The sequence below is a fragment of the Microcoleus sp. w1-18aA5 genome, assembly GCF_036701705.1.
Classification (GTDB): domain Bacteria; phylum Cyanobacteriota; class Cyanobacteriia; order Cyanobacteriales; family Microcoleaceae; genus Microcoleus.
On the sequence record NZ_JAUPTE010000010.1, the window covers coordinates 66,512 to 86,003 of the forward strand.

A 19,492-nucleotide genomic window follows, 5' to 3' on the forward strand; every position below is an offset into this window, starting at 1 on the left:
TTCACCTTTTATCTAGATAATCGCTGTACCAAAGTCCGCCAAGGGGCAATCCTTCAGAAACAAGGTTATTAATGAGAGGGTCTTGGCTAGCTCGTCTGATTTGAGAAAAACCATCCTCGCCCTTTTCAAGTACCCAAACCTCTTCAGGGTTAAGAGCATCTACAAAATAGGGTTGATGTGTTGTAACAAATACTTGCGATCCACTTCTTCGAGCTGTAGCGTGTTCTCGAAATTCTCGGACTAGAGTTTCTAAAAGCTTATGGTAAAGTCCGTTTTCTGGTTCTTCAATGCACAAAAATGGCGGTGGTGAGGGGTCTTCTAAAAGAAGGAGATAGGCAAATACCTTCAGTGTTCCGTCTGACATTTGTTGAGCATAAAACGGTTCTTGAAAACCTCGATCGTTGAACTGCAGCAAAAGTCTACCGTCTGGACTTTTTGTGGTGCTAATCTTTTCCACACCTGGAATCTTACTAGATATTTTTTGCAGAATTGATTGGAATTTCTTAGGATGCTCTCTCTCCATAAATTGAACTACATTTCCTAGATTATCTCCATGAATATTCAAATGTTTTTGTGGCCCAGCCAGAGGTAAGCTACGGGCAGCGTCTGGTGTGAAATAGCTGAGATACCATCCTTCGATAAATCTACGAAAGGCGGAAATTCTTGGGTGTTGTTTGAGCGCTCCCAAAGTAGCAATTCCCAATTTTCGCTTGTCGTCTAGTTCAACGATTTCCGTTTCATTACTTTCTTCTAATATCCCACCTGTTTGAATTTTTTTTATTAAATTAGTTACATCAAATTTCCCTCCATCTTCATCAAAGCCTTCTGCTTCACCTTTCCATGCTAAACCCTTACCTTCATTTAAAATTAAAAAAGAACAAGGTTGTCCTTTGAGTTGGTTTTCTCTCCGTTGTCTAAGTCTTTCTTTTTTTACATATGGTCTTTGAGAAGAGTCAAGGTCTATTGCCAAGTCATAGGTGATTGGTCGAGCGTTACGATCCTCTTTATAGTAAATCTGAAACTCAACACTTCCCTTTTGTCCTTGCGAGCGAATTCTCTCGAAACCTCCCCGCCCACGGGAATCACAGGCTTCTTCGACTCCCCCTTTTAAGCAGTCTGCAAGAAAGCCAAAAGTGTCGAAAAGCGTGCTTTTCCCAACACCATTTTTACCGATAACGGCTGTCATTGGCGTTAGCGGGTTGGCATTTTGCGTATTCCACAGCTTGCCCATAGTAATATCACGCAGCGAGCGGTAATTTATTACCCTAAATCCTTCTATTTTTACCACTTAAGTTCCTCTGCTCCATTAGGAATGTTATAAGTTACTCTAACCATATAACAATTCAGTAACTCTAACATTATACTTGATTTTACTTATTGGCTAGCATCTGCCCAAGCGCATTGAGGCACGTTCCAACTGGCCAGCACTAGCAAAACACTGCAAACTAGCTGCCTGAATCGATATCCGCTTGTCTGTTTTTGTTTCGTCATGTACGTTATGGAAGATTTTGTAAAAATCAGCGTAACATTTCTCTAACCCTACCCATTTAAAAACGATGCCAGCACTACTAATTTCTCCCAAACTCCTTAGTTTTTTTCTAGGTATTTTAGAGTATAGCGATCGCTAACTAGGTAGGTGCAAATAAACTTTACAATGTCACAGAATGTAAAGCTATCATAACAAGAGCGATTGCTTCGTTAAGCTACAAACGTTCTCAGTGCTTGCTTTACAGATTTTTGAAATTTATGGAAACCTCAAATCGGAACGCAATTAAATTGTAGACCAAGTGTATTTATCAGGTAAAATCGAGTCTAATCCTTTAATTTCTGAGGCATAGTCTCATGCCCATTCCCAAACTCAGTGAAACAACGATCGAGCATCACACCTCTGCCCAATCCCTCAAGCGGGGTGAAGCTTACTATTTAGCTGGCAATGTTACTAGCGCAGTGCGGCGTGGCAATATGGTGCAAGCAGTAGTGGAGGGTTCCGAAGTAGAACCCTACCGTGTTACCCTGCCCTTTGATGATGCCGGATTAGCCTCTACATTATTCTGCACTTGTGCTTACGATAACGCTGGGTGGTGTAAACACATTGTGGCGACGTTGTTATTGTGTCTGCGGCAACCAGAAATAATTGAGCAGCGCCCGACACTGGAACAATTGCTCGATCGCCTTAACGATGTACAAACCCAGCAATTAATACAGCATTTAGTAAAACAAGAACCATCACTCATTGATGCGATCGAACAATACATTAACTTAAGTGCTATTCCTGCACCTTCAAACCAACCTACCAAAGCACCGCGCCACACCTCCATCGATCCTGCTCCTTTTCGATATCAAGTACGACGAATTTTGCGAGAGGCTGTGAGGTATTTGGAGGATGGATGGGAGGAAGATCCGATTACAGAAGAACTTTTAGATGTAATTCAGCGAGCCCAGGAATTCAGCGCACAGGGGGATGGCAACAATGCCTTAGTAATTTTAGAAGCCATCACCACAGCCTGCGTTGAAGATTGGAATGATGTAGAAGAGTTTGGGGCTGAAAATTATGAGATAGCTAACGCTTTGAATGAAGCTTGGACAGAAGCCATTTTGACGGCTCAACTAACTGCTGAAGAAGAGATCGATCTCCAGGTGATGTTAGAAGCTTGGCAAGATGAATGGGATTGTGATTTCAGTATGAGCTTGGAAGCTTTACGCCAAGGTTGGGACGACCCCCTACTCCAAAAGGTACTTGAAGGAAACATTACTGGGCAAGGAGTTTGGACTGGTGACGCACCAGACTGTGCTCACGACTTAACATTGATTCGCTTGCAAATCCTCGATCGCCAGGAACGCGATCGAGAATACTTATACTTAGCCCAAGCAGAAGGTTGTACTCAACAATACTTGACGATGTTAACTCGTTTGGGGAGAGTAGAAGAAGCAGTGGAAGCTGCTGCTACCCAGATGCAATCAGCAGAAGATGCTTTTGCTCTCGTTCAAACTTTAAAACAACAGGGAGCCTTAGAACAAGCTCTGAAAATTTGCCAAGCTGGGTTAAATTTGTCAGGTCGTTGCCATTACCAACTGGCAACATCGATGAGTGAGTTGGCTGTTGAGTTGGGCGAAGACGAACTTGCGTTAAATGCTAGAATCGAGATATTTAAAATCAAACCGTCTTTTAGAGATTATAGTTTAGTGAAGGAGTTAGCAAGAGATAGTTGGTCAACTTTGAAACCAGATTTGTTAGCAACTCTGAAAAGTAAGGAAAGTTGGAATTTTTCTGACGCGAAGGTTGATATCTTTCTGGATGAGGGAATGATTGAAGATGCGATCGCCCTTGCTAATGGCTTGAGTTATTACGACTCAGCACTTATTCACCGAGTAATGGGGGCTGCTATCAGCCACAGCCCCGATTGGGTAATCACCAATGCTTGTCGGCGTGCTGCATCGATTATGGATCAGGGGAAATCAAGCGAGTACAATCTGGCGATTAAGTGGTTGGAGAAAGCCCGCGCTGCCTATTTACACACTGGGCAAAATCTTCAGTGGTCTACTTATCGTTCTCAACTGATGCAAGTACACAGTCGGAAGCGGAAGTTGATGGAAATGCTCAAAAGTCCCGATTTAGATTGAGCCTTAAGTTTACCGTAAACCCAAGTGAAAGCGACTCAACCCCGGATCGAATAAACCTTACTTAATTTTTGCTTTCACGGCCCTAGACTCCACTGTGAATCCTGGAATATCTTGCAATTCTGTTTCGCTCAAACTGTACTGTTCACAAACCAAACTCAAACGAGTTCCGGTACTTTTAACAGCGTTGACAGAGTGAGTCAAATCTCCTTGAAAATAGATCAGCGAGTTGGCTTGGGGCTTAATCTGCCCGACTTGCTGTTTGTTGCGCCGCAGTATCAACTCTCCCCCTTGCAAGTTCGGCGGTACTTGTACGTATAAAACGCTGACGGCTGCGGGAGGTTCAACTGTTTTGCAGTACGATCGCAAAGATCGATCGATATGCGGATCGACGCGGGAACCTTCACCCAGCAACAAAGGGTTGAGGTAAAAAGCATTGCATTCAGGCTGTAATGCTTGGTCTAGATAGGGTTTAAACAAGGGGAAGCGCCGTTCTACTTCGGCGATTTCCGAACGTTGAAACACCACGGAAAACCCTTTTGTGCCAATGAAATCGCGATTGAGGTTGTTGATTGCTAGATAAGGGGAGGCTAGAATTGCTCCTCGCAAGTCGTTGAGGTAGTCGATCGAGAAAGCGTTAGGATGTTGGCTATAGTATTTCAAGGCACTCAAAAATCATCAAAGTTTAAGGAAACAGCAGATAGAAATGCAGCAATCGCTCAGACTTGGGATTGCTTCGTTTCTCGCGGAGGACATAATAATCTTGATTTCAGTCCGCGTACTTAAGTCAAAGGTTTTTCTTAACTGCGGGCGATCGCCCGGAAGTGTCGCAACCGACGAGAAACGGCAAAATATCAGTATACAGGCGATCGTCGTTGTGATTCGATTATATTTGCCATTTGCTTATACATGATGCCGCTGGGCAGCCCATCGCCCATTTATTTTAACTTGTGGAATTGCAGAGGCGATCGCGGAAATTGCGATCGCATTCGGCCTCTGTTTTCTCACCGATTTATTGAGTTTGCTAGCTGGAAAACAGATGCGTATTGGGGCTTTGTCGCAAACATCTTGCTAAAACCAGCAATCCGTGCATTAGGTCAAAATGCTGGGAGGGCGATCGACAAAATTTCAGTGGCGATAGAACATTAATAAAGTTTACAAATAGAGGGGGGTCTAAAAAATACCAGCAGTCGCAACAGTTACTAAGTAATTATTTTAGATTAAATTAATATTTCACAGAGCGGAAAAAAGCAAAGCTGCCAGCTATAATTAAAGAGTGAGTGAAAAAAATAACTTTCTGAAACGATATGCCAACAACATTGTACGAAAAAATGGGTGGAGAACCAGCCATTAAAGAGATGGTAGATGATTTTTACCGCGATGTTTTGGCTGACGAGATAGTGAGCCACTTCTTCGATCATACAGATATGGAAAAGCAGCGCCACCATCAAACTGCTTTTATCTCTTATGCCCTCGGCGGCTCCGAGCAATACTCAGGCCGTTCAATGGAGAAAGCACACGCAGGTTTGAATTTACAGCCTGAACACTTTGATGCAATTGTGAAGCATTTGACCGATGCAATCGTTACCCACGGCGCATCCCAAGAGGATCTCGAAGCAGCGCTAGCTAAGGTAGCGACTTTGAAAGAAGCTGTTTTGTACAAGTAAAATCGAGTGAAGGCAAGAGGGTTTTTCCAGCCACTAGAATAGTGAAGAAAGTGGAGATTTCGTAAGGGTGAAGCGAAAGATCCACTTTGTTTTTTGCCGGATATAATGAACCCCGAAGAGGCGAAGGAAGTAGCCTGTAGGGTGCGTCATTCGATTTTAGATTTTAGATTTTAGATTTTAGAGGCGACCCCACGGATAAATTCGGGGGCTTGAGGATTTTAGATTTTAGATTTTGGATTGATTCCACGGATAAATCACGTGGCGGGTACCACCTTTGAAATTATTGGTCAGTTCGCTCACTTATTAGGCAAGAAAAACGCTGCGGCCCGTGGCACCCTACAATACTATTTTAAATGCGTAACAGCTTAAGTAGATTTAGTAAAGTAAAGTAATTGTTCGGCCATCCATGAGAGCGACGCTGATTGTTTCTTCGGTGAAGTACAGGTTTTTAACTCTATCGCCGGCAACCTCATGCCACCGCATATCCGGTATGAGGGCGGGCGTTGGGCGGTTGAAACCCCAAGACAATCTGATCTTTCCCAATCCCGGCTTCGACTAGCTCATTTGTAATCCCATCCTCAATGCCATCGCGTTGAATCCAAATTTTGTCATCAATAATTTGGACGTGAGTTATACATCCATGCACTCGCCGTTTTTGCTGCCAACCCACATCAAACAGCATAAAGTGATTGCGATCGCGATCGACAATTAAGTGCTGGTCGATTTCTCCAAAAGAATAGGGAATTTCTGCATACTTTCGTAAAATCGTCTCGATCGTTTGCCGATAAAACTCTAAGTTATCCATCTTCTAACCTCCGCTGTGTTCGCATCAAAAATTAGCAATTTTAAGTGATTGATTTCAACCATTAATTGTGGCAGCTCCTCTGAAAAAAAATCTAAAAACACGCTTTCTGGAATGGCTAAGTACAACAAACGCGCCGAATTCTGCCGCTCCAAAACTTGTGAATACATGATGTATTGACCTAGCGCCTGCTCCAAATCATGTACGGGTGATGGGCCGATAAAGCTTTTCACCTCCACTGCAATCTGCTGACCTTCTTTCTCTGCTGCCAATAACTTCTGTGCACCCAAATCTATATAAGCCGAGCGTCCTCCTATCTTCAAGGTTAAGGGATCGTTAGTAATCGTCCAACCATCATTTTCTAGAGCCGTTCTCACCGTATTGTGGTAAATGTCTTTAGCCATCTTCAGAGTACCTCATCCAACTTAATGTCGGCTCCTTGTCGCCCATTATACCCTGGCTACGGGTGGGGAATACTCAGTTTGGCTATAGTTCAGCCTTTTGCCAGATGACAACCCTTAACTGCTCATAGCAAAATCGATAATATTTCGAGTCAGAGTGTATGCCGCAATACTTCGGAAAACTCCAAACAACCGAACAGCCTTGGTCAACCATCGGCTCAGTACAATCGATCGATAAAACCGATTCCCTACGGGATAGCTGCGCTTCACGCACAATTCACTTCAACTGTACCAATTCCTCCCTAAACATCAGCATCCTCGCGCCGAATTTAATCAGAGTGCGAATGTCCCCGACAGGTGAATTCAAAAGCCGATCGCACTCAATAACTCTCGCTGACGAAGAGTGGGAAATTACACCATTTGAAGTGCGAGAAACTGACGAAAAAATAGAAATTGAAACAGCACAAATAACGATTTCAGTCAAGCGCGATCGCACTGCCATCGAATGCTTTGACAAATCGGGAAAACCCTTTGCTAGCGACTGCGATCCCAGTATGGGATGGCGCACAGGCGCAACCGCAGGCTGGAAACGCATCGAAGCAGACGAACACTTCTACGGTTTCGGCGAACGCACCGGCTTTCTCGACAAACTCTCCGAAGTCAAGACAAACTGGACAATAGACGCGCTTGACTACAACTCCCTCAGCGATGAAATGTACCAGGCGATCCCATTTTACATCGCCCTGAATCCCGATCGCGCTTACGGCATTTTCTTCAACACTACATTTTGGAGTCAATTCGATATCGGCGCCCAACAACCGGGAGTTTTGCGGATGGAAACCAGAGGCCCGGAACTCGATTACTACATCATTTACGGCCCGGAACCCGCCCAAATTCTCGCCACCTACACGCAGTTAACAGGCCGGATGCCGCTTCCGCCAAAATGGGCGCTGGGATACCACCAATGCCGCTGGAGCTACGACTCCGAGGACGTTGTGCGGGAGTTGGCGAAGGAATTTCGCGATCGGGCGATTCCCTGCGATGTCATCCACCTCGACATCGACTATATGAACGGCTACCGTATTTTTACCTGGAGCCCGAAGCGTTTCCCCGATCCCGCGAAACTGATCGCAGAGTTGAAAGCAGCCGGTTTTAAGGTTGTCACCATTGTCGATCCCGGTGTCAAGTACGAACCGGAAGGAGATTATGAAGTATTCGATCAGGGTGTGGAAAACGACTATTTCGTCCGCACTGCAGAGGGTAGGCTATTCCACGGTTACGTTTGGCCCGAAAAAGCGGTGTTTCCCGACTTCCTGCGGCCAGAGGTGCGCCAGTGGTGGGGCGAATTGCACAAAAACCTTACAGATATGGGCGTTGCGGGAATTTGGAACGACATGAACGAACCTTCGATCGCAGAACGGCCTTTTGGTGACGGTCACGAACACATCTGGTTTCCGCTGGATGCACCGCAAGGCCCGGAATCCGAGGGCGCAACCCACGCGGAAACGCACAATTTGTATGGGTTGATGATGGCGAAAGCTTGTTCGGAAGGGTTGCAAAAAGTGCGATCGAACGAGCGATCTTTTGTGCTGACGCGATCGGGTTTTGCCGGCATTCAGCGTTACTCCTCGGTATGGATGGGTGACAATCAATCGCTGTGGGATCATTTAGAAATGTCGCTACCAATGCTTTGCAATATGGGGCTTTCCGGCGTGGCGTTTGTCGGTTGCGACATCGGCGGTTTTGCGGAGAATGCAACCGCCGAAATGTTCGCGCGGTGGATGCAGGTGGGAATGCTGTATCCCTTGATGCGCGGTCATTCGGCGATAAGTACGGCGCAGCACGAACCGTGGGTTTTTGGCGATCGCACTGAGAAGATTTGCCGCGAATACATGAATTTGCGCTATCAGTTGTTGCCTTACATTTACACGTTGTTTTGGGAAGCTGCAACGACGGGAACACCGATTTTGCGACCGCTACTGTATCACTTTCCGCGCGATCGGGCAACTTATCACCTTTACGATCAAGTATTACTCGGCCCGTCGCTGATGGCTGCACCTGTTTACCGGCCGGGAGTTGAACATCGCGCTGTGTATTTGCCGGAGGGGACTTGGTACGATTGGTGGACGGGCGAATGCTATCAGGGCCCGACGCACATTTTGGCTTATGCACCTTTGGAGAGAATGCCGCTTTACGTGCGGGGTGGAGGCATAATTGCGATCGCACCTGTGAGGCAATTTGTCAGCGAAGAACCGCTTGAGTCATTAAAAATGCGAATTTGGCCCGGAAGCGGTGAATGGACGCTTTATGAGGACGACGGACACAGTTTTGAACATGAAAAAGGTGTCTGGGCAACGACTAATTACAAGGTGTATTTGGAAGAGGAAAAAATCATCGTTGAAATTGCCGCGCGCGAGGGTCAATTTTTGATATCAGAACGCGAAGTTATTGTGGAAGTTGTTGGCGTTGGCGAACAGCGATTTACCGATGATGGTACGGTGCGGCGTTTGACATTTGGATAACTTTGGCATAAAGCGGTTTATGCTATGGTGGGATTGATTCAGGGCGATCGCTCGATCTGGCAGAGTTTGAGATGGAAAGGGCGATCGTATCCCTCGATCGAGCGATCGCCTGTGATTCCATTGTGGCTAGATAAAATTCATTTCAAGAATAGCCAAGATATTAGCAGACTAGAGCAATCCCAAAAAACATCTAACAAATTGGGCAAAGGTGTGGCATAAATTGTAAGGTAAAGGTTTTGAGGGTATAAGGAAATCATGGCGAGGCAAAAGAAACCTGACCAAAGAGCGATCGGGCAATACAACCACGAAAACCAACAAAGGGTAAATAACCCACCCGTCGGACTGGTTACGCCAGACACCGATCCAGATGGGGATAGCAAACAATATGCCTACGATCCTCACCTTGACCCTCAGTTAGTTTGGGCTGGCAAAGCAGAACATACTAGCTTTGAAGTCCCTACAGTATCATTGCACGTTCACGAACGCATTGATCCGCGCAGCATCATTGAAGCAGTGCGGAAGCAAAATCAAAGTCAGGGTGTACAGTTATCTCTATTTGAAACACCCGAAGAAAATCCTCCGATTCGACAGGCGATCGAATTTTACAAGCACAAGCATAATTGGAGTAACCGCTTAGTTGCTGGAGACTCGCTTTTAGTGATGAATTCCTTATTAGAAAAAGAGGGAATGGCGGGACAAGTGCAGATGATTTATTTCGATCCGCCCTATGGGATTAAATATGGTTCAAATTTTCAGCCGTTTGTGAATAAGCGGGATGTGAAAGATGGGAAAGATGAGGATTTGACTCAAGAACCGGAAACGATTAAGGCATTTCGGGATACTTGGGAATTGGGGATTCATTCTTATTTGACTTATTTAAGAGATAGATTGTTGTTAGCGAGAGAGTTGTTGTCTGAAATAGGAAGTATTTTTGTGCAGATTTCTGATGAGAATCTGCATCATATTAGGGAATTGATGGACGAGGTTTTTGGTGGGGATAATTTTGTTTGTGTTATTTCTTATAGAAGCTCTGGCACTTTAACATCTTCGGGATTATCAGTAGTTACATCTTATCTAATTTGGTATGCAAAAGATAAATCCAAATACAAATATAGAGATATATTTACTCAGCGAGAATTGGGAGGGGACTCTAGATATTCAAATATTGAATTTTCTGATGGAACAAGAAGACCTTTAACGGCTGAAGAAAAAGCCAATTTAAATATTATATCCAAAGATAGTAGAATTTTTTGTGACGATAATCTAGTATCCAGTGGTTATACGCAATCTTGCATATTTGATTTTGAATACGAGGGCAAAAACTATCGAACATCTTCAGGTAGGAGTTGGAAAACCACAAAAAATGGCATGAAAAATTTAGCTAAAGCAAACCGTTTATTTGATAGAGGTAAGACACTAAGATATATTATTTATTATAATGATTTTCCTGTAAGTAAAGTCTCTAATTTATGGACAAATACAACAGGTGAATATGACAAATTGTATGTAGTTCAGACTTCAACATTAGTCATCCAACGCTGTCTTTTAATGACTACCGATCCAGGTGATTTAGTCCTTGATATCACCTGCGGTAGCGGCACAACTGCCTACGTAGCCGAACAATGGGGACGCAGATGGATCACCTGCGATACCTCGCGAGTAGCAGTAACCCTAGCCAAACAACGCTTAATGACCGCCACCTTTGACTATTATCAACTTGCAAATTCCCAGGAAGGCGTAGGCAGTGGTTTCAAATACAAAACCGTCCCTCACATCACCCTCAAATCTATTGCCAATAACCCAGACATTCGGGAAGGCATGAACCGCATACAAATCGAACAAGCTATTAATAAATATGCCGACCAAGAAACCCTCTACGACCAACCCTTGATAGATAAATCCAGAGTTAGAGTTACTGGCCCATTTACAGTCGAGGCAGTCCCCGCCCCCATAGTCAAACCAATTGATGATGTTATCAATCCACCCGTTGCTGACCAATCAATTACCCGTTCTGGCGAAACTCTGCGGCAATCAGAATGGCGTGATGAAATGCTAAAAACAGGAATTCGCGGTAAAAACGGGCAATACATCCTGTTTTCGCGAGTCGAAGCTTTACCCGGTACTCGCTGGCTTCATGCCGATGCCGAAACTAAACCTAACGATTTGGGATCAAATACCGTCAAAGAATCTGGCGGCACTTATGATAAACCGATGCGAGTTGTGATTTCTTTCGGGCCAGAACACGCACCCCTAGAACAACGCCAAGTCACTCAAGCTATTGAAGAAGCACAAACTTTAGTACCCAAACCTAAATTAATTATCTTTGCCGCCTTCCAATTTGACCCTGAAGCGGCCAAAGACATCGACGAAACCAACTGGCCCGGTGTCACGCTTCTGAAAGCACAAATGAACATGGATATGCAGACAGAAGACCTTAAGAAAAAACGCGCTAGTAACGATAGCTTCTGGCTGATGGGTCAACCAGATGTCGCCCTCCGCCGCATTGATCAAGGCGAAAATAAAGATAAGTGGGAAGTAGAAGTTTTTGGCTTCGATTACTACAACACCAAAACGGGAAATATCGAATCTGGCAGCGTTGAAAAAATTGCCGTATGGATGTTAGATACCGATTATGATGGCAGAAGCGTTTTCCCGCGTCAGGTTTTCTTCCCAATGGCAGGAGAAAAAGATGCTTGGTCGCGTCTAGCCCGCAATCTGAAAGCCGAAATTGACGAGGATTTAATTGAGTCCTATCAAGGGACAGTATCATTGCCCTTTGAAATCGGCGAGTATCAGCGTGTTGCTGTCAAGATTGTGGACGATAGAGGAATTGAGAGTTTGAAGATTATTCGGTTAACGGCATGATTTTCATTATTTATCACAATTAATTCAAACCTTAAGCAACAAATGGAGGAATAAACCATGCTAATAGAAGAATATTTTGAGTTTTTAGCACCTGACGACATTCGAGTAAAAGGGACAAGAGTGGGAATAGAAAGCATCCTCTATGAATATATTTATCAACAACGTTCACCAGAGGAAATTTTAAAACATTTTTACACTTTGACCCTCGATCAAATTTATGCGACCATCCTGTATTATTTAAACAATAAAGCACTCTTAGATAAATATATCGAAGACTGGCTAGAATGGTCACACCAACAAAGAAAAGCCCAAGAATTAAACCCTCATCCAGCTTCGATTAGACTGCAAAAAATTAAGGAAGAAAGAAGTCAAAAAAATGCCGCTCAAGTATCTAATGGATGAAAATGTTGACCCGGTTTATCCTAATCAAATTCGGAGTAAACAAGTAGAATTAATTATTCGGGTCATTGGCGAACCTTTTATACCAGCCAAAGGAACTAAAGACCCAGAGATTTTAGAATGGTGTGAAAAATATGACTTTATCCTAGTCACGAATAACCGTAAATCTATGCCTGTTCACTTAAACGATCATTTGCAAGCCAATCGTCATATTCCTGGAATATTTATTTTAAATGCTAATTTAAGCGTTGGGCAAAACATAGAGGAATTAATTTTGATTGCTGAATGTTCTTTTCTCAATGAATATCAAGATCAAATTATTCATCTACCTATCACTAAAGAGGTTTCCTGATGACTCAAGCTATACCCAAGTTAATAACTTTTGATGACTTCCTGGAATGGAAGCCAGAAAAAGGACACCATGAACTACATAACGGAGTTATTGTTGAAATGCCCAATCCAACTGGTAAACACTCAGCGATTGCCGGTTTTCAGTCGCTCGAATTGGGCTTTGAAATCAGGCGATTGCAACTTCCTTACTTTATTCCCAAGGAATGTACAATTAAATTTAGCGATAACTCTGGCTACGATCCCGATGTAATTGTATTAGATAAACAAGCCGTAGCAGCCAATGAGTCTCGATGGGAAAGAGAATCAGTTATTACTCAGGGAAATTCCGTAAAATTAGTGGTTGAAGTGGTCAGCACAAATTGGCGTGATGATTATGCCCACAAAATGATTGATTATGAAGCATTAGGCATTCCTGAATATTGGATTGTAGATTATTTGGGTTTAGGTGGTAGCCGTTATATTGGTTCTCCGAAACAGCCTACTTTATCGGTATATCAGTTAGTAGATGGTGAGTATCAAATTAAGCTGTTTCGGGGAGATAAAAGGGTTGAATCAGCGGTATTCCCAGAGTTGAATGTGACCGCAGAGCAAATTTTTAATTGTGGGTAATTATTCAGACGACAAATCTTATTATACTAAAAAGTGTTTTAATATAATAAGATTCCGATCCAGCCGTCTTATTTCACTGGAATAACATAAGATAACAAGACCTCAACCTTTGTCCCTCCGTCACCCAATTATGCGATCTGGTCGATACGTCCAACAAATTGAAGGATATAGCGCCTTCATTCCAGCGCCCCTCCCTCCCGAACCGCCCATTAAAATGGACGCAGAGCTTCATCGCTTGCTCTCCAATGCCGATCGAGCTTTAGGAAGACTAGACGGTGCTACCTCTATTTTGCCCAACCCTGACCTGTTCGTAGCGATGTACGTCCGTCAGGAAGCCGTTCTTAGTTCGCAAATTGAAGGAACGCAAAGCACCCTAGAGGACGTACTTCAATATGAAATTGATGTCAAAGGTCAAGAACGCTTTAAAGATGTGCAGGAGGTTGTTAACTACGTTAACGCCATGAACTACGGTTTAAAGCGGCTTCAAGAATTTCCACTTTGTCTGCGCTTGCTGCGAGAAATTCATGCAGAATTGATCAAAGATGTGCGAGGGAGCGATCGCACACCGGGAGAATTTCGGAAAAGTCAAAATTGGATTGGCCCTCAAGGTTGTAACCTGGGTACTGCGGCCTATGTACCTCCAACAGTTGCAGAAATGCACCAATCTCTCGACAACCTAGAGAGATTTTTGCACGATAACAATTCTTTACCTGTACTGATTCATTGCGGATTAGCTCACGCTCAATTTGAAACAATACACCCATTTTTAGATGGAAATGGACGGATTGGACGATTGCTAATTACTTTTCTGCTTTGTCAGCAAGGAATCCTGCAAAAGCCTTTACTATACCTCAGTCATTATCTAAAATTTCACAGAATAGAATATTACGATCGCCTGATGGCAATTCGCACTCATGGTGATTGGGAAGGATGGTTAAAGTTTTTTCTTCAAGGTATTTTTGAAGTCAGTCAGTCAGCAACAACAACAGCCCGTTCTATTCTGGAAATGCGCGAAAAACACCGCGAAATTATTGGGCAGCAAATTTCCAGTAGCAGTTATGGGTTGCGCTTGCTAGAATTACTTTTCCAGCACCCGATCGTGAATATTCGTTTGGTCGAAAATGAACTGCAATGTAGTTACGCAACTGCTAGTAAAATAGTCGATAAATTTGTAGAAGTTACTTTGCTTCAAGAAGTCACCGGTTGGCAACGCAACAGACTTTATCGTTACGAACCCTATCTCAATCTTTTTGAAAGTAGTTACACATTAATCAATCCAGAAAAATCTGATTCTATACCCTCAACTCAAAGTTAATATTTTTTTTAAGACAGCAAATCTTATGTCATCAAAAACTAACATCGATCAACTTATTATCAATTCTCCCTACAAAGAACCCAAACAATATTGGCACTACGATCGCACTTCTCGCCTGTTTAATCTTGCAGAAGGAAGAAGACCCGCAGGCTATATTATCGCTTCCGAAAGCTCCAAAACCTTCGACGATCCAGGCAAATTTGTCGAAATTCCTCTAGTTAACCAAATCCGCCCCCGCGTCAAAGCTTGGTGCAATGAGGGACACCCCGGCGTTACAGGCGTTACCAAACGTCTGCTAGAACACTGGCACAACTCCGAAGAACGGGACTTTCCCTTCTTTTTCTGTCAGTTAGAAGCCATAGAAACCCTAATCTGGCTAACAGAATCCCCCCCGTCTGAAAAAGTTGGTATCGACATCCCTTCCGATGGGGGAAACTTCAAACGCCTGTGTTCCAAAATGGCAACAGGTTCCGGCAAAACAATCGTCATGGCGATGTTAATTGCATGGCAAATTCTGAATAAAGTTACCTATCCCCAAGACTCCCGCTTTTCCAAAGCTATTTTTGTCATAGCCCCCGGACTTACAGTTAAGAATCGCCTGCAAGTTCTGCTTCCCTCTGCTGAAAATAGCTACTACGAAATTTTCAATATTGTTCCTCTGGGCTTATTAGATCAACTTCGTCAAGGCAAAGTTTTAATCCGTAACTGGCACACCCTCAATTGGGAAACTGAGGAACAAATTAAAAAGAAAAAAGGAGTTGATAAACGTGGTGCAAAAAGTAATGAAGCCTACGCAAGAGAGGTTTTAGGAGAACTTGGCAACTCCAGCAACATAGTTGTCATCAACGACGAAGCACACCACGCATGGCGCATTCCTGCTGAATCCAAAGTTAAAGGTGTCAGCAAAGAAGACTTAGATGAGGCAACTAAGTGGGTTGGTGGGTGCGATCGCATCCACCAAGCTAGAAAAATCCTCACCTGCTTTGACTTCTCCGCCACACCCTTCGCCCCGTCTGGTAAAAAAAGCTCAGAAGAAGCTCTCTTTGGCTGGATTGTCAGTGATTTTGGCTTAAATGATGCGATCGAATCTGGCTTAGTCAAGACTCCCCGCGTTGTGATTCGCGACGATGCAAGACTCAACGTGCAAGATTTCAAATCCCGTCTTTACCATCTTTATCGAGATCCAGAAGTTTACGATGATGTAAATCGTAAAGCCAAGCCCAATGAATCGCTTCCTGATTTGCTCAACAACGGCTACCTCTTACTCGGAAAAGATTGGCTGGAAACTGCGAAAGCATGGAAAGAATCTGGCCATAAAGTTCCACCAGCAATGATTTCGATCGCCAACCGTACCGAAACTGCTGCCCGAATCAAATATGCCTTTGACCATAACAAAATTCAAGTCGAAGAACTCTGCATTCCAGAATACACCTTACACATAGATTCTAACGTTCTGAAAATGGCAGAATCCCAAGAGGAAAGCACTGAGATACAAGACACAAACCCTGAGACTGCCGAAGATGATAACTCTGATGATGAGCCTATTCGCAAACTTTCTAAGAAAGAACAGGCAGAACTTTTACGGCAAATGGTGGATACGGTTGGTCAAGTTGGGAAGCCTGGAGAACAGATTCAAAATGTCATCTCAGTTGGGATGCTGTCTGAAGGCTGGGACGCTAAAACTGTAACGCATATTATGGGGATTCGCGCATTCACCAGCCAACTTCTCTGCGAACAAGTTGTAGGTAGAGGTTTACGGAGAACTACTTACGACATCAACCCAGAAACAAAGCTACTTGAAGCCGAATATGTTAATATTTTTGGTGTTCCTTTTACCTTTCTTCCCCACGAATCCGATGAAGGAACTCCGCCTCCGCCCCCGACTCCTAAAACAGAAATTAAACCCGATCCAGAAAAGCAGCAGTTTGAAATCAGCTTTCCAAATATCGTTCGCATTGATTACATTTATAAACCAGAACTCAAACTCGATTTGAGTCAGGTTGAGCCTTTGAAGTTAAATGCCTCTGACAATATTACCCTAGCAGACCTCGCTCCGAGTGTCGATGGCAAACCCGATGTCACGAAAATAAAGGCGATCGATCTAGAAGATTTAGGTCGCAAACAGCGGATGCAAAAAATCACTTTTGAGGTTGCTAGAGATATTTTCGATCAGATGAAACCCGGCTGGAAAGGTAATAGAGAATACTTACTAGCAAAACTGATTCAATTAGTCGAAAAATTCATCCAATCAGATTTTATCCAAATTACTCCGCCATTGTTCAATCGAGACCAAATCCGACGACGTATCCTGATCACTCTTAATCTGAGAAAAGTCGTTGAACACATCTGGAACGCTATTTATTTAGAAAATACAGAAAGAATTGAACCAGTTTTCGATCCAGTTCATCCAATCCGATCTACAGGTGATATGCGTTCCTGGTACACAGGTAAACCTTGCGAGTACACTTGTAAATCTCACATCAACTGCTGCGTCTTTGACAGTACATGGGAAGCCAGCGAAGCCTACGAACTCGATCGAGAAAGAAACGCTCATATTGTAGATGCTTGGGTGAAAAACGATCACCTTGGATTTGAGATTCTCTATATTTTTGGCGGAGTTGTTCGGAAATATCGCCCCGACTTTATAGTTCGTCTGAAAAATGGCAATTTTTTGATTCTAGAAACTAAAGGGCAACAAACTCGTCAAGATGAGGCTAAATGGGTATTTCTCGATCAGTGGATTAAAGCTGTTAACCAGCATGGTGGTTTTGGTTATTGGCAGTATGATGTATCCACAAATCCGGCTGATGTTGGATTAATCTTGGAAAAAGCTGCATTTCAGTTGAGATAAAGTTACTATAATATAGCATCCGGGGATGAGTAGACCCGACACCTACCCACAAACTATGCAACCGATCCAAATTACCACATTCCAAGCTTTGTGGCGCAGCTTGGGCCTGATAATCAAAGCCGCACCAATTGAACTCCGCCATTTAATAATACTCAACATCATCGCCGGTGCTGCCCCATCTGCCGTGCTTTTTTTAGATAAATTAATCATTGATGAAGTATCTCGGTTGCTGTCGCAAACCCAAACAGCACAGCCCTTTGCTTTGATGCTTTCCCGACCAATATTGCTGTGGAGTATTGCCGGAGTCTTAAGTCTTAGGTTAGTCGGCGATGCCCTAGACACAATGAGCTCTTTTGCAGCGACATCTTTGCGCGATCGCGTTCAAGGCTTTGTCGAAGGAAAAGTCCTGGAAAAAGTCGCCAATTTCGACGATATTGCCCTGTTTGAAAACCCGGAACTATTAAATATAGTAGAACTAGCAAAAACCGGAGTATTCAAAATACAGCAACTAGCATTTACCATCAGCATGACCATCACGGGAATTTTTATATTTATTCCATCGATAGGCCTTGCTGCCGCGATAGCTTGGTGGGTGCCAGTGGTGATGTTGATTTCATCCTGTCCCTCAATTTACATCCAAAGAAAATATAGCAAAATCATCTGGAGAGTTCAAAGAAAGCAAGCTAAAATCAGCCGCGAGATGAACTTATCCGCTAGAGTCTTGACGGGCGAAGAATATGCTAAAGAATTGCGTTTGTTTGGGTTGCAGGAACTTTGGTTCAAACGCTGGCAGGATCAGTTTTTGCAATTTTTTAGCGAGATGCAGCAAATCCGAAAAAAAGGAGCAATTGTTTTACTTTTGTGGTCAGTGTTTAGTAGAATCGGAGTAGCTTTGCCATTTGTTTATGTGGTAATGGGAGCTTTGGGTGGTCGCTATACTTTGGGAGATTTGGCGCTGTATTCGGGTTTGATTGTTCAGGTGGAGCAAAGTTTGCAGTTACTTATAGGCAATTATGCTAATTTGTACGATATTTCCCTCGGTGTTACTCCGATTTTTCAACTTTTGGAACTCCAACCAGAATTGCAGTCTCCGCTTGGGGATGTAGCATCTCGCCTGCCTAGTTTACCAGAAGGCGGGCAAGATTCCCCCCCCACAAAAGATAAAATTGGCATCGAGATGAAGCATTTATCTTTCTGCTATCCCGGTAGCAATAAAAGCACAGTTGAGGATATCAACTTAACGATTAATCCGGGTGAAATGCTAGTGCTTGTAGGTGAAAATGGCGCGGGTAAAACCACCCTTGGCAAACTCCTCGGTCGCCTGTACGACCCGACAAGTGGTACGATCGACTGGAACGGCAAAGATTTGCGATCGTACTCTCTAGCATACGTGCGATCGCGCATCGCCGTCGTCATGCAAGATTACGCCCGTTTCCCCTCCACAGTCCGAGAAAACGTCGGTTTCGGCGACTTGCTTTCACTGTCGGATGACACCGCAATTAACGAAGCTATTTCAGAAGCAGGAATTAGCGCCAAAGTCAATAGTCTTTCCGCAGGTTTAGAGACTCCGTTGGGGAAACAATTAGAAGACGGCATAGACTTATCGGGGGGACAGTGGCAAAGAATTGCGATCGCCCGCGCCTTAATGCGGCTTTCTACAGCCGAAGTGCTTATTTTTGACGAACCAACCGCCGCCCTCGACCCCAAGACAGAACACGAAATTTACAGCATCTTCCGCCAAATAGCCGCCGGGAAAACAACCATAGTCATCAGTCACAGATTAGGATTAGCGAAAATAGCCGATCGTATCGCCGTCATGGAAAACGGTAAAATAGCAGAAATAGGAACTCACGACGAATTGATAGCATCAAACGGAATTTACTGCTCAATGTTCACCCGTCAAGCTAGCAGCTATATTTAGAGTGAAATCAACAGAATTACCGGAGGGGCGGGTTCATCAACCATCTTGAATTCCCACAAACAATTTATATGAACCAGCCCTAACGCTCGCATTTGTGTCGCTGCGTGGCGAGAAACCGAGTTTCTGCGACAATTTTCAGTTGAGTACGAAAAATATCGGAAGAAACCCGGT

16 protein-coding genes are annotated in these 19,492 nt (G+C 43.8%); 12 read left to right on the forward strand and 4 right to left on the reverse strand.

Translation table 11 applies throughout. The features are described 5' to 3' along the window. Position 1: 1 nt before the first annotated feature. Entirely contained in the window at positions 2-1,288 is a 1,287-nt protein-coding gene (locus tag Q5691_RS05610; protein ID WP_333344124.1) for an AAA family ATPase, read from the reverse strand. Positions 1,289-1,842: 554 nt separating this feature from the next. Between Q5691_RS05610 and Q5691_RS05615 the strand changes: the two genes are divergently transcribed. Continuing rightward, positions 1,843-3,621: an SWIM zinc finger family protein gene (locus Q5691_RS05615; RefSeq protein ID WP_333344125.1), complete on the forward strand. Its 1,779-nt coding sequence runs from the start codon at positions 1,843-1,845 to the stop codon at positions 3,619-3,621. A gap of 57 nt (positions 3,622-3,678) precedes the next feature. Here the strand turns inward: Q5691_RS05615 and Q5691_RS05620 are convergent, their stop codons facing one another. Continuing rightward, on the reverse strand, positions 3,679-4,281 hold the full coding sequence (locus Q5691_RS05620; RefSeq protein ID WP_041622513.1) for a 2OG-Fe(II) oxygenase: 603 nt from the start codon (positions 4,279-4,281) through the stop codon (positions 3,679-3,681). A 246-nt stretch (positions 4,282-4,527) separates the two neighbouring features. Between Q5691_RS05620 and Q5691_RS05625 the strand changes: the two genes are divergently transcribed. Together Q5691_RS05625 and Q5691_RS05630 are read left to right on the forward strand one after the other, a co-directional pair. Beyond that, positions 4,528-4,767, forward strand: coding sequence for a hypothetical protein (locus Q5691_RS05625; RefSeq protein ID WP_333344126.1), 240 nt, complete (start codon positions 4,528-4,530; stop codon positions 4,765-4,767). A 158-nt stretch (positions 4,768-4,925) separates the two neighbouring features. Then, positions 4,926-5,285 (forward strand): group 1 truncated hemoglobin, encoded by a 360-nt coding sequence (locus tag Q5691_RS05630; RefSeq protein WP_333212579.1) that lies wholly within the window; start codon positions 4,926-4,928, stop codon positions 5,283-5,285. Positions 5,286-5,754: 469 nt separating this feature from the next. Here the strand turns inward: Q5691_RS05630 and Q5691_RS05635 are convergent, their stop codons facing one another. Both Q5691_RS05635 and Q5691_RS05640 read right to left on the reverse strand, forming a co-directional pair. Continuing rightward, positions 5,755-6,090: a XisI protein gene (locus Q5691_RS05635; RefSeq protein WP_333102648.1), complete on the reverse strand. Its 336-nt coding sequence runs from the start codon at positions 6,088-6,090 to the stop codon at positions 5,755-5,757. Further along, on the reverse strand, positions 6,078-6,491 hold the full coding sequence (locus tag Q5691_RS05640) for an element excision factor XisH family protein (RefSeq protein ID WP_333344128.1): 414 nt from the start codon (positions 6,489-6,491) through the stop codon (positions 6,078-6,080). The genes Q5691_RS05635 and Q5691_RS05640 overlap by 13 nt, the downstream gene beginning before the upstream one ends. 158 nt (positions 6,492-6,649) lie before the next feature. Here Q5691_RS05640 and Q5691_RS05645 point away from each other — a divergent pair, with 158 nt between their 5' ends. The 9 genes from Q5691_RS05645 to Q5691_RS05685 all read left to right on the forward strand — a co-directional run bounded on the left by Q5691_RS05645 (position 6,650) and on the right by Q5691_RS05685 (position 19,321). After that, positions 6,650-9,010: a glycoside hydrolase family 31 protein gene (locus Q5691_RS05645; protein WP_333344129.1), complete on the forward strand. Its 2,361-nt coding sequence runs from the start codon at positions 6,650-6,652 to the stop codon at positions 9,008-9,010. Between the two features lie 24 nt (positions 9,011-9,034). After that, entirely contained in the window at positions 9,035-9,229 is a 195-nt protein-coding gene (locus tag Q5691_RS05650; protein WP_333344130.1) for a hypothetical protein, read from the forward strand. 36 nt (positions 9,230-9,265) lie between these two features. Beyond that, the gene (locus Q5691_RS05655; protein WP_333344131.1) at positions 9,266-11,875 is read left to right on the forward strand and encodes a site-specific DNA-methyltransferase; all 2,610 of its coding nucleotides are present in this window, start codon (positions 9,266-9,268) and stop codon (positions 11,873-11,875) included. A gap of 57 nt (positions 11,876-11,932) precedes the next feature. After that, positions 11,933-12,277 (forward strand): DUF433 domain-containing protein, encoded by a 345-nt coding sequence (locus Q5691_RS05660; protein ID WP_333344132.1) that lies wholly within the window; start codon positions 11,933-11,935, stop codon positions 12,275-12,277. After that, positions 12,270-12,626, forward strand: coding sequence for a hypothetical protein (locus tag Q5691_RS05665; RefSeq protein ID WP_333344133.1), 357 nt, complete (start codon positions 12,270-12,272; stop codon positions 12,624-12,626). The genes Q5691_RS05660 and Q5691_RS05665 overlap by 8 nt, the downstream gene beginning before the upstream one ends. Further along, positions 12,626-13,234: a Uma2 family endonuclease gene (locus Q5691_RS05670; RefSeq protein WP_333344134.1), complete on the forward strand. Its 609-nt coding sequence runs from the start codon at positions 12,626-12,628 to the stop codon at positions 13,232-13,234. Before Q5691_RS05665 ends, Q5691_RS05670 begins: the two co-directional genes overlap by 1 nt. 130 nt (positions 13,235-13,364) lie before the next feature. Next, positions 13,365-14,549 (forward strand): Fic family protein, encoded by a 1,185-nt coding sequence (locus Q5691_RS05675; protein WP_333344135.1) that lies wholly within the window; start codon positions 13,365-13,367, stop codon positions 14,547-14,549. A 25-nt stretch (positions 14,550-14,574) separates the two neighbouring features. After that, a complete protein-coding gene (locus Q5691_RS05680) occupies positions 14,575-17,400 on the forward strand; it encodes a BPTD_3080 family restriction endonuclease (RefSeq protein ID WP_333310408.1) in 2,826 nt (941 codons plus the stop codon). 55 nt (positions 17,401-17,455) lie between these two features. Continuing rightward, positions 17,456-19,321 (forward strand): ABC transporter ATP-binding protein, encoded by a 1,866-nt coding sequence (locus tag Q5691_RS05685; protein WP_333310410.1) that lies wholly within the window; start codon positions 17,456-17,458, stop codon positions 19,319-19,321. The last annotated feature ends 171 nt before the right edge of the window (positions 19,322-19,492 follow it).

Coding starts and splice junctions, on each gene's coding strand:
- Q5691_RS05650 (WP_333344130.1), top strand. CDS start 9,035: ATGGTGGGATTGATTCAGGGCGATCGCTCGATCTGGCAGAGTTTGAGA.
- Q5691_RS05615 (WP_333344125.1), top strand. CDS start 1,843: ATGCCCATTCCCAAACTCAGTGAAACAACGATCGAGCATCACACCTCT.
- Q5691_RS05625 (WP_333344126.1), top strand. CDS start 4,528: ATGATGCCGCTGGGCAGCCCATCGCCCATTTATTTTAACTTGTGGAAT.
- Q5691_RS05685 (WP_333310410.1), top strand. CDS start 17,456: ATGCAACCGATCCAAATTACCACATTCCAAGCTTTGTGGCGCAGCTTG.
- Q5691_RS05675 (WP_333344135.1), top strand. CDS start 13,365: ATGCGATCTGGTCGATACGTCCAACAAATTGAAGGATATAGCGCCTTC.
- Q5691_RS05665 (WP_333344133.1), top strand. CDS start 12,270: ATGGATGAAAATGTTGACCCGGTTTATCCTAATCAAATTCGGAGTAAA.
- Q5691_RS05655 (WP_333344131.1), top strand. CDS start 9,266: ATGGCGAGGCAAAAGAAACCTGACCAAAGAGCGATCGGGCAATACAAC.
- Q5691_RS05680 (WP_333310408.1), top strand. CDS start 14,575: ATGTCATCAAAAACTAACATCGATCAACTTATTATCAATTCTCCCTAC.
- Q5691_RS05640 (WP_333344128.1), bottom strand. CDS start 6,491: ATGGCTAAAGACATTTACCACAATACGGTGAGAACGGCTCTAGAAAAT.
- Q5691_RS05630 (WP_333212579.1), top strand. CDS start 4,926: ATGCCAACAACATTGTACGAAAAAATGGGTGGAGAACCAGCCATTAAA.
- Q5691_RS05645 (WP_333344129.1), top strand. CDS start 6,650: ATGCCGCAATACTTCGGAAAACTCCAAACAACCGAACAGCCTTGGTCA.
- Q5691_RS05670 (WP_333344134.1), top strand. CDS start 12,626: ATGACTCAAGCTATACCCAAGTTAATAACTTTTGATGACTTCCTGGAA.
- Q5691_RS05635 (WP_333102648.1), bottom strand. CDS start 6,090: ATGGATAACTTAGAGTTTTATCGGCAAACGATCGAGACGATTTTACGA.
- Q5691_RS05660 (WP_333344132.1), top strand. CDS start 11,933: ATGCTAATAGAAGAATATTTTGAGTTTTTAGCACCTGACGACATTCGA.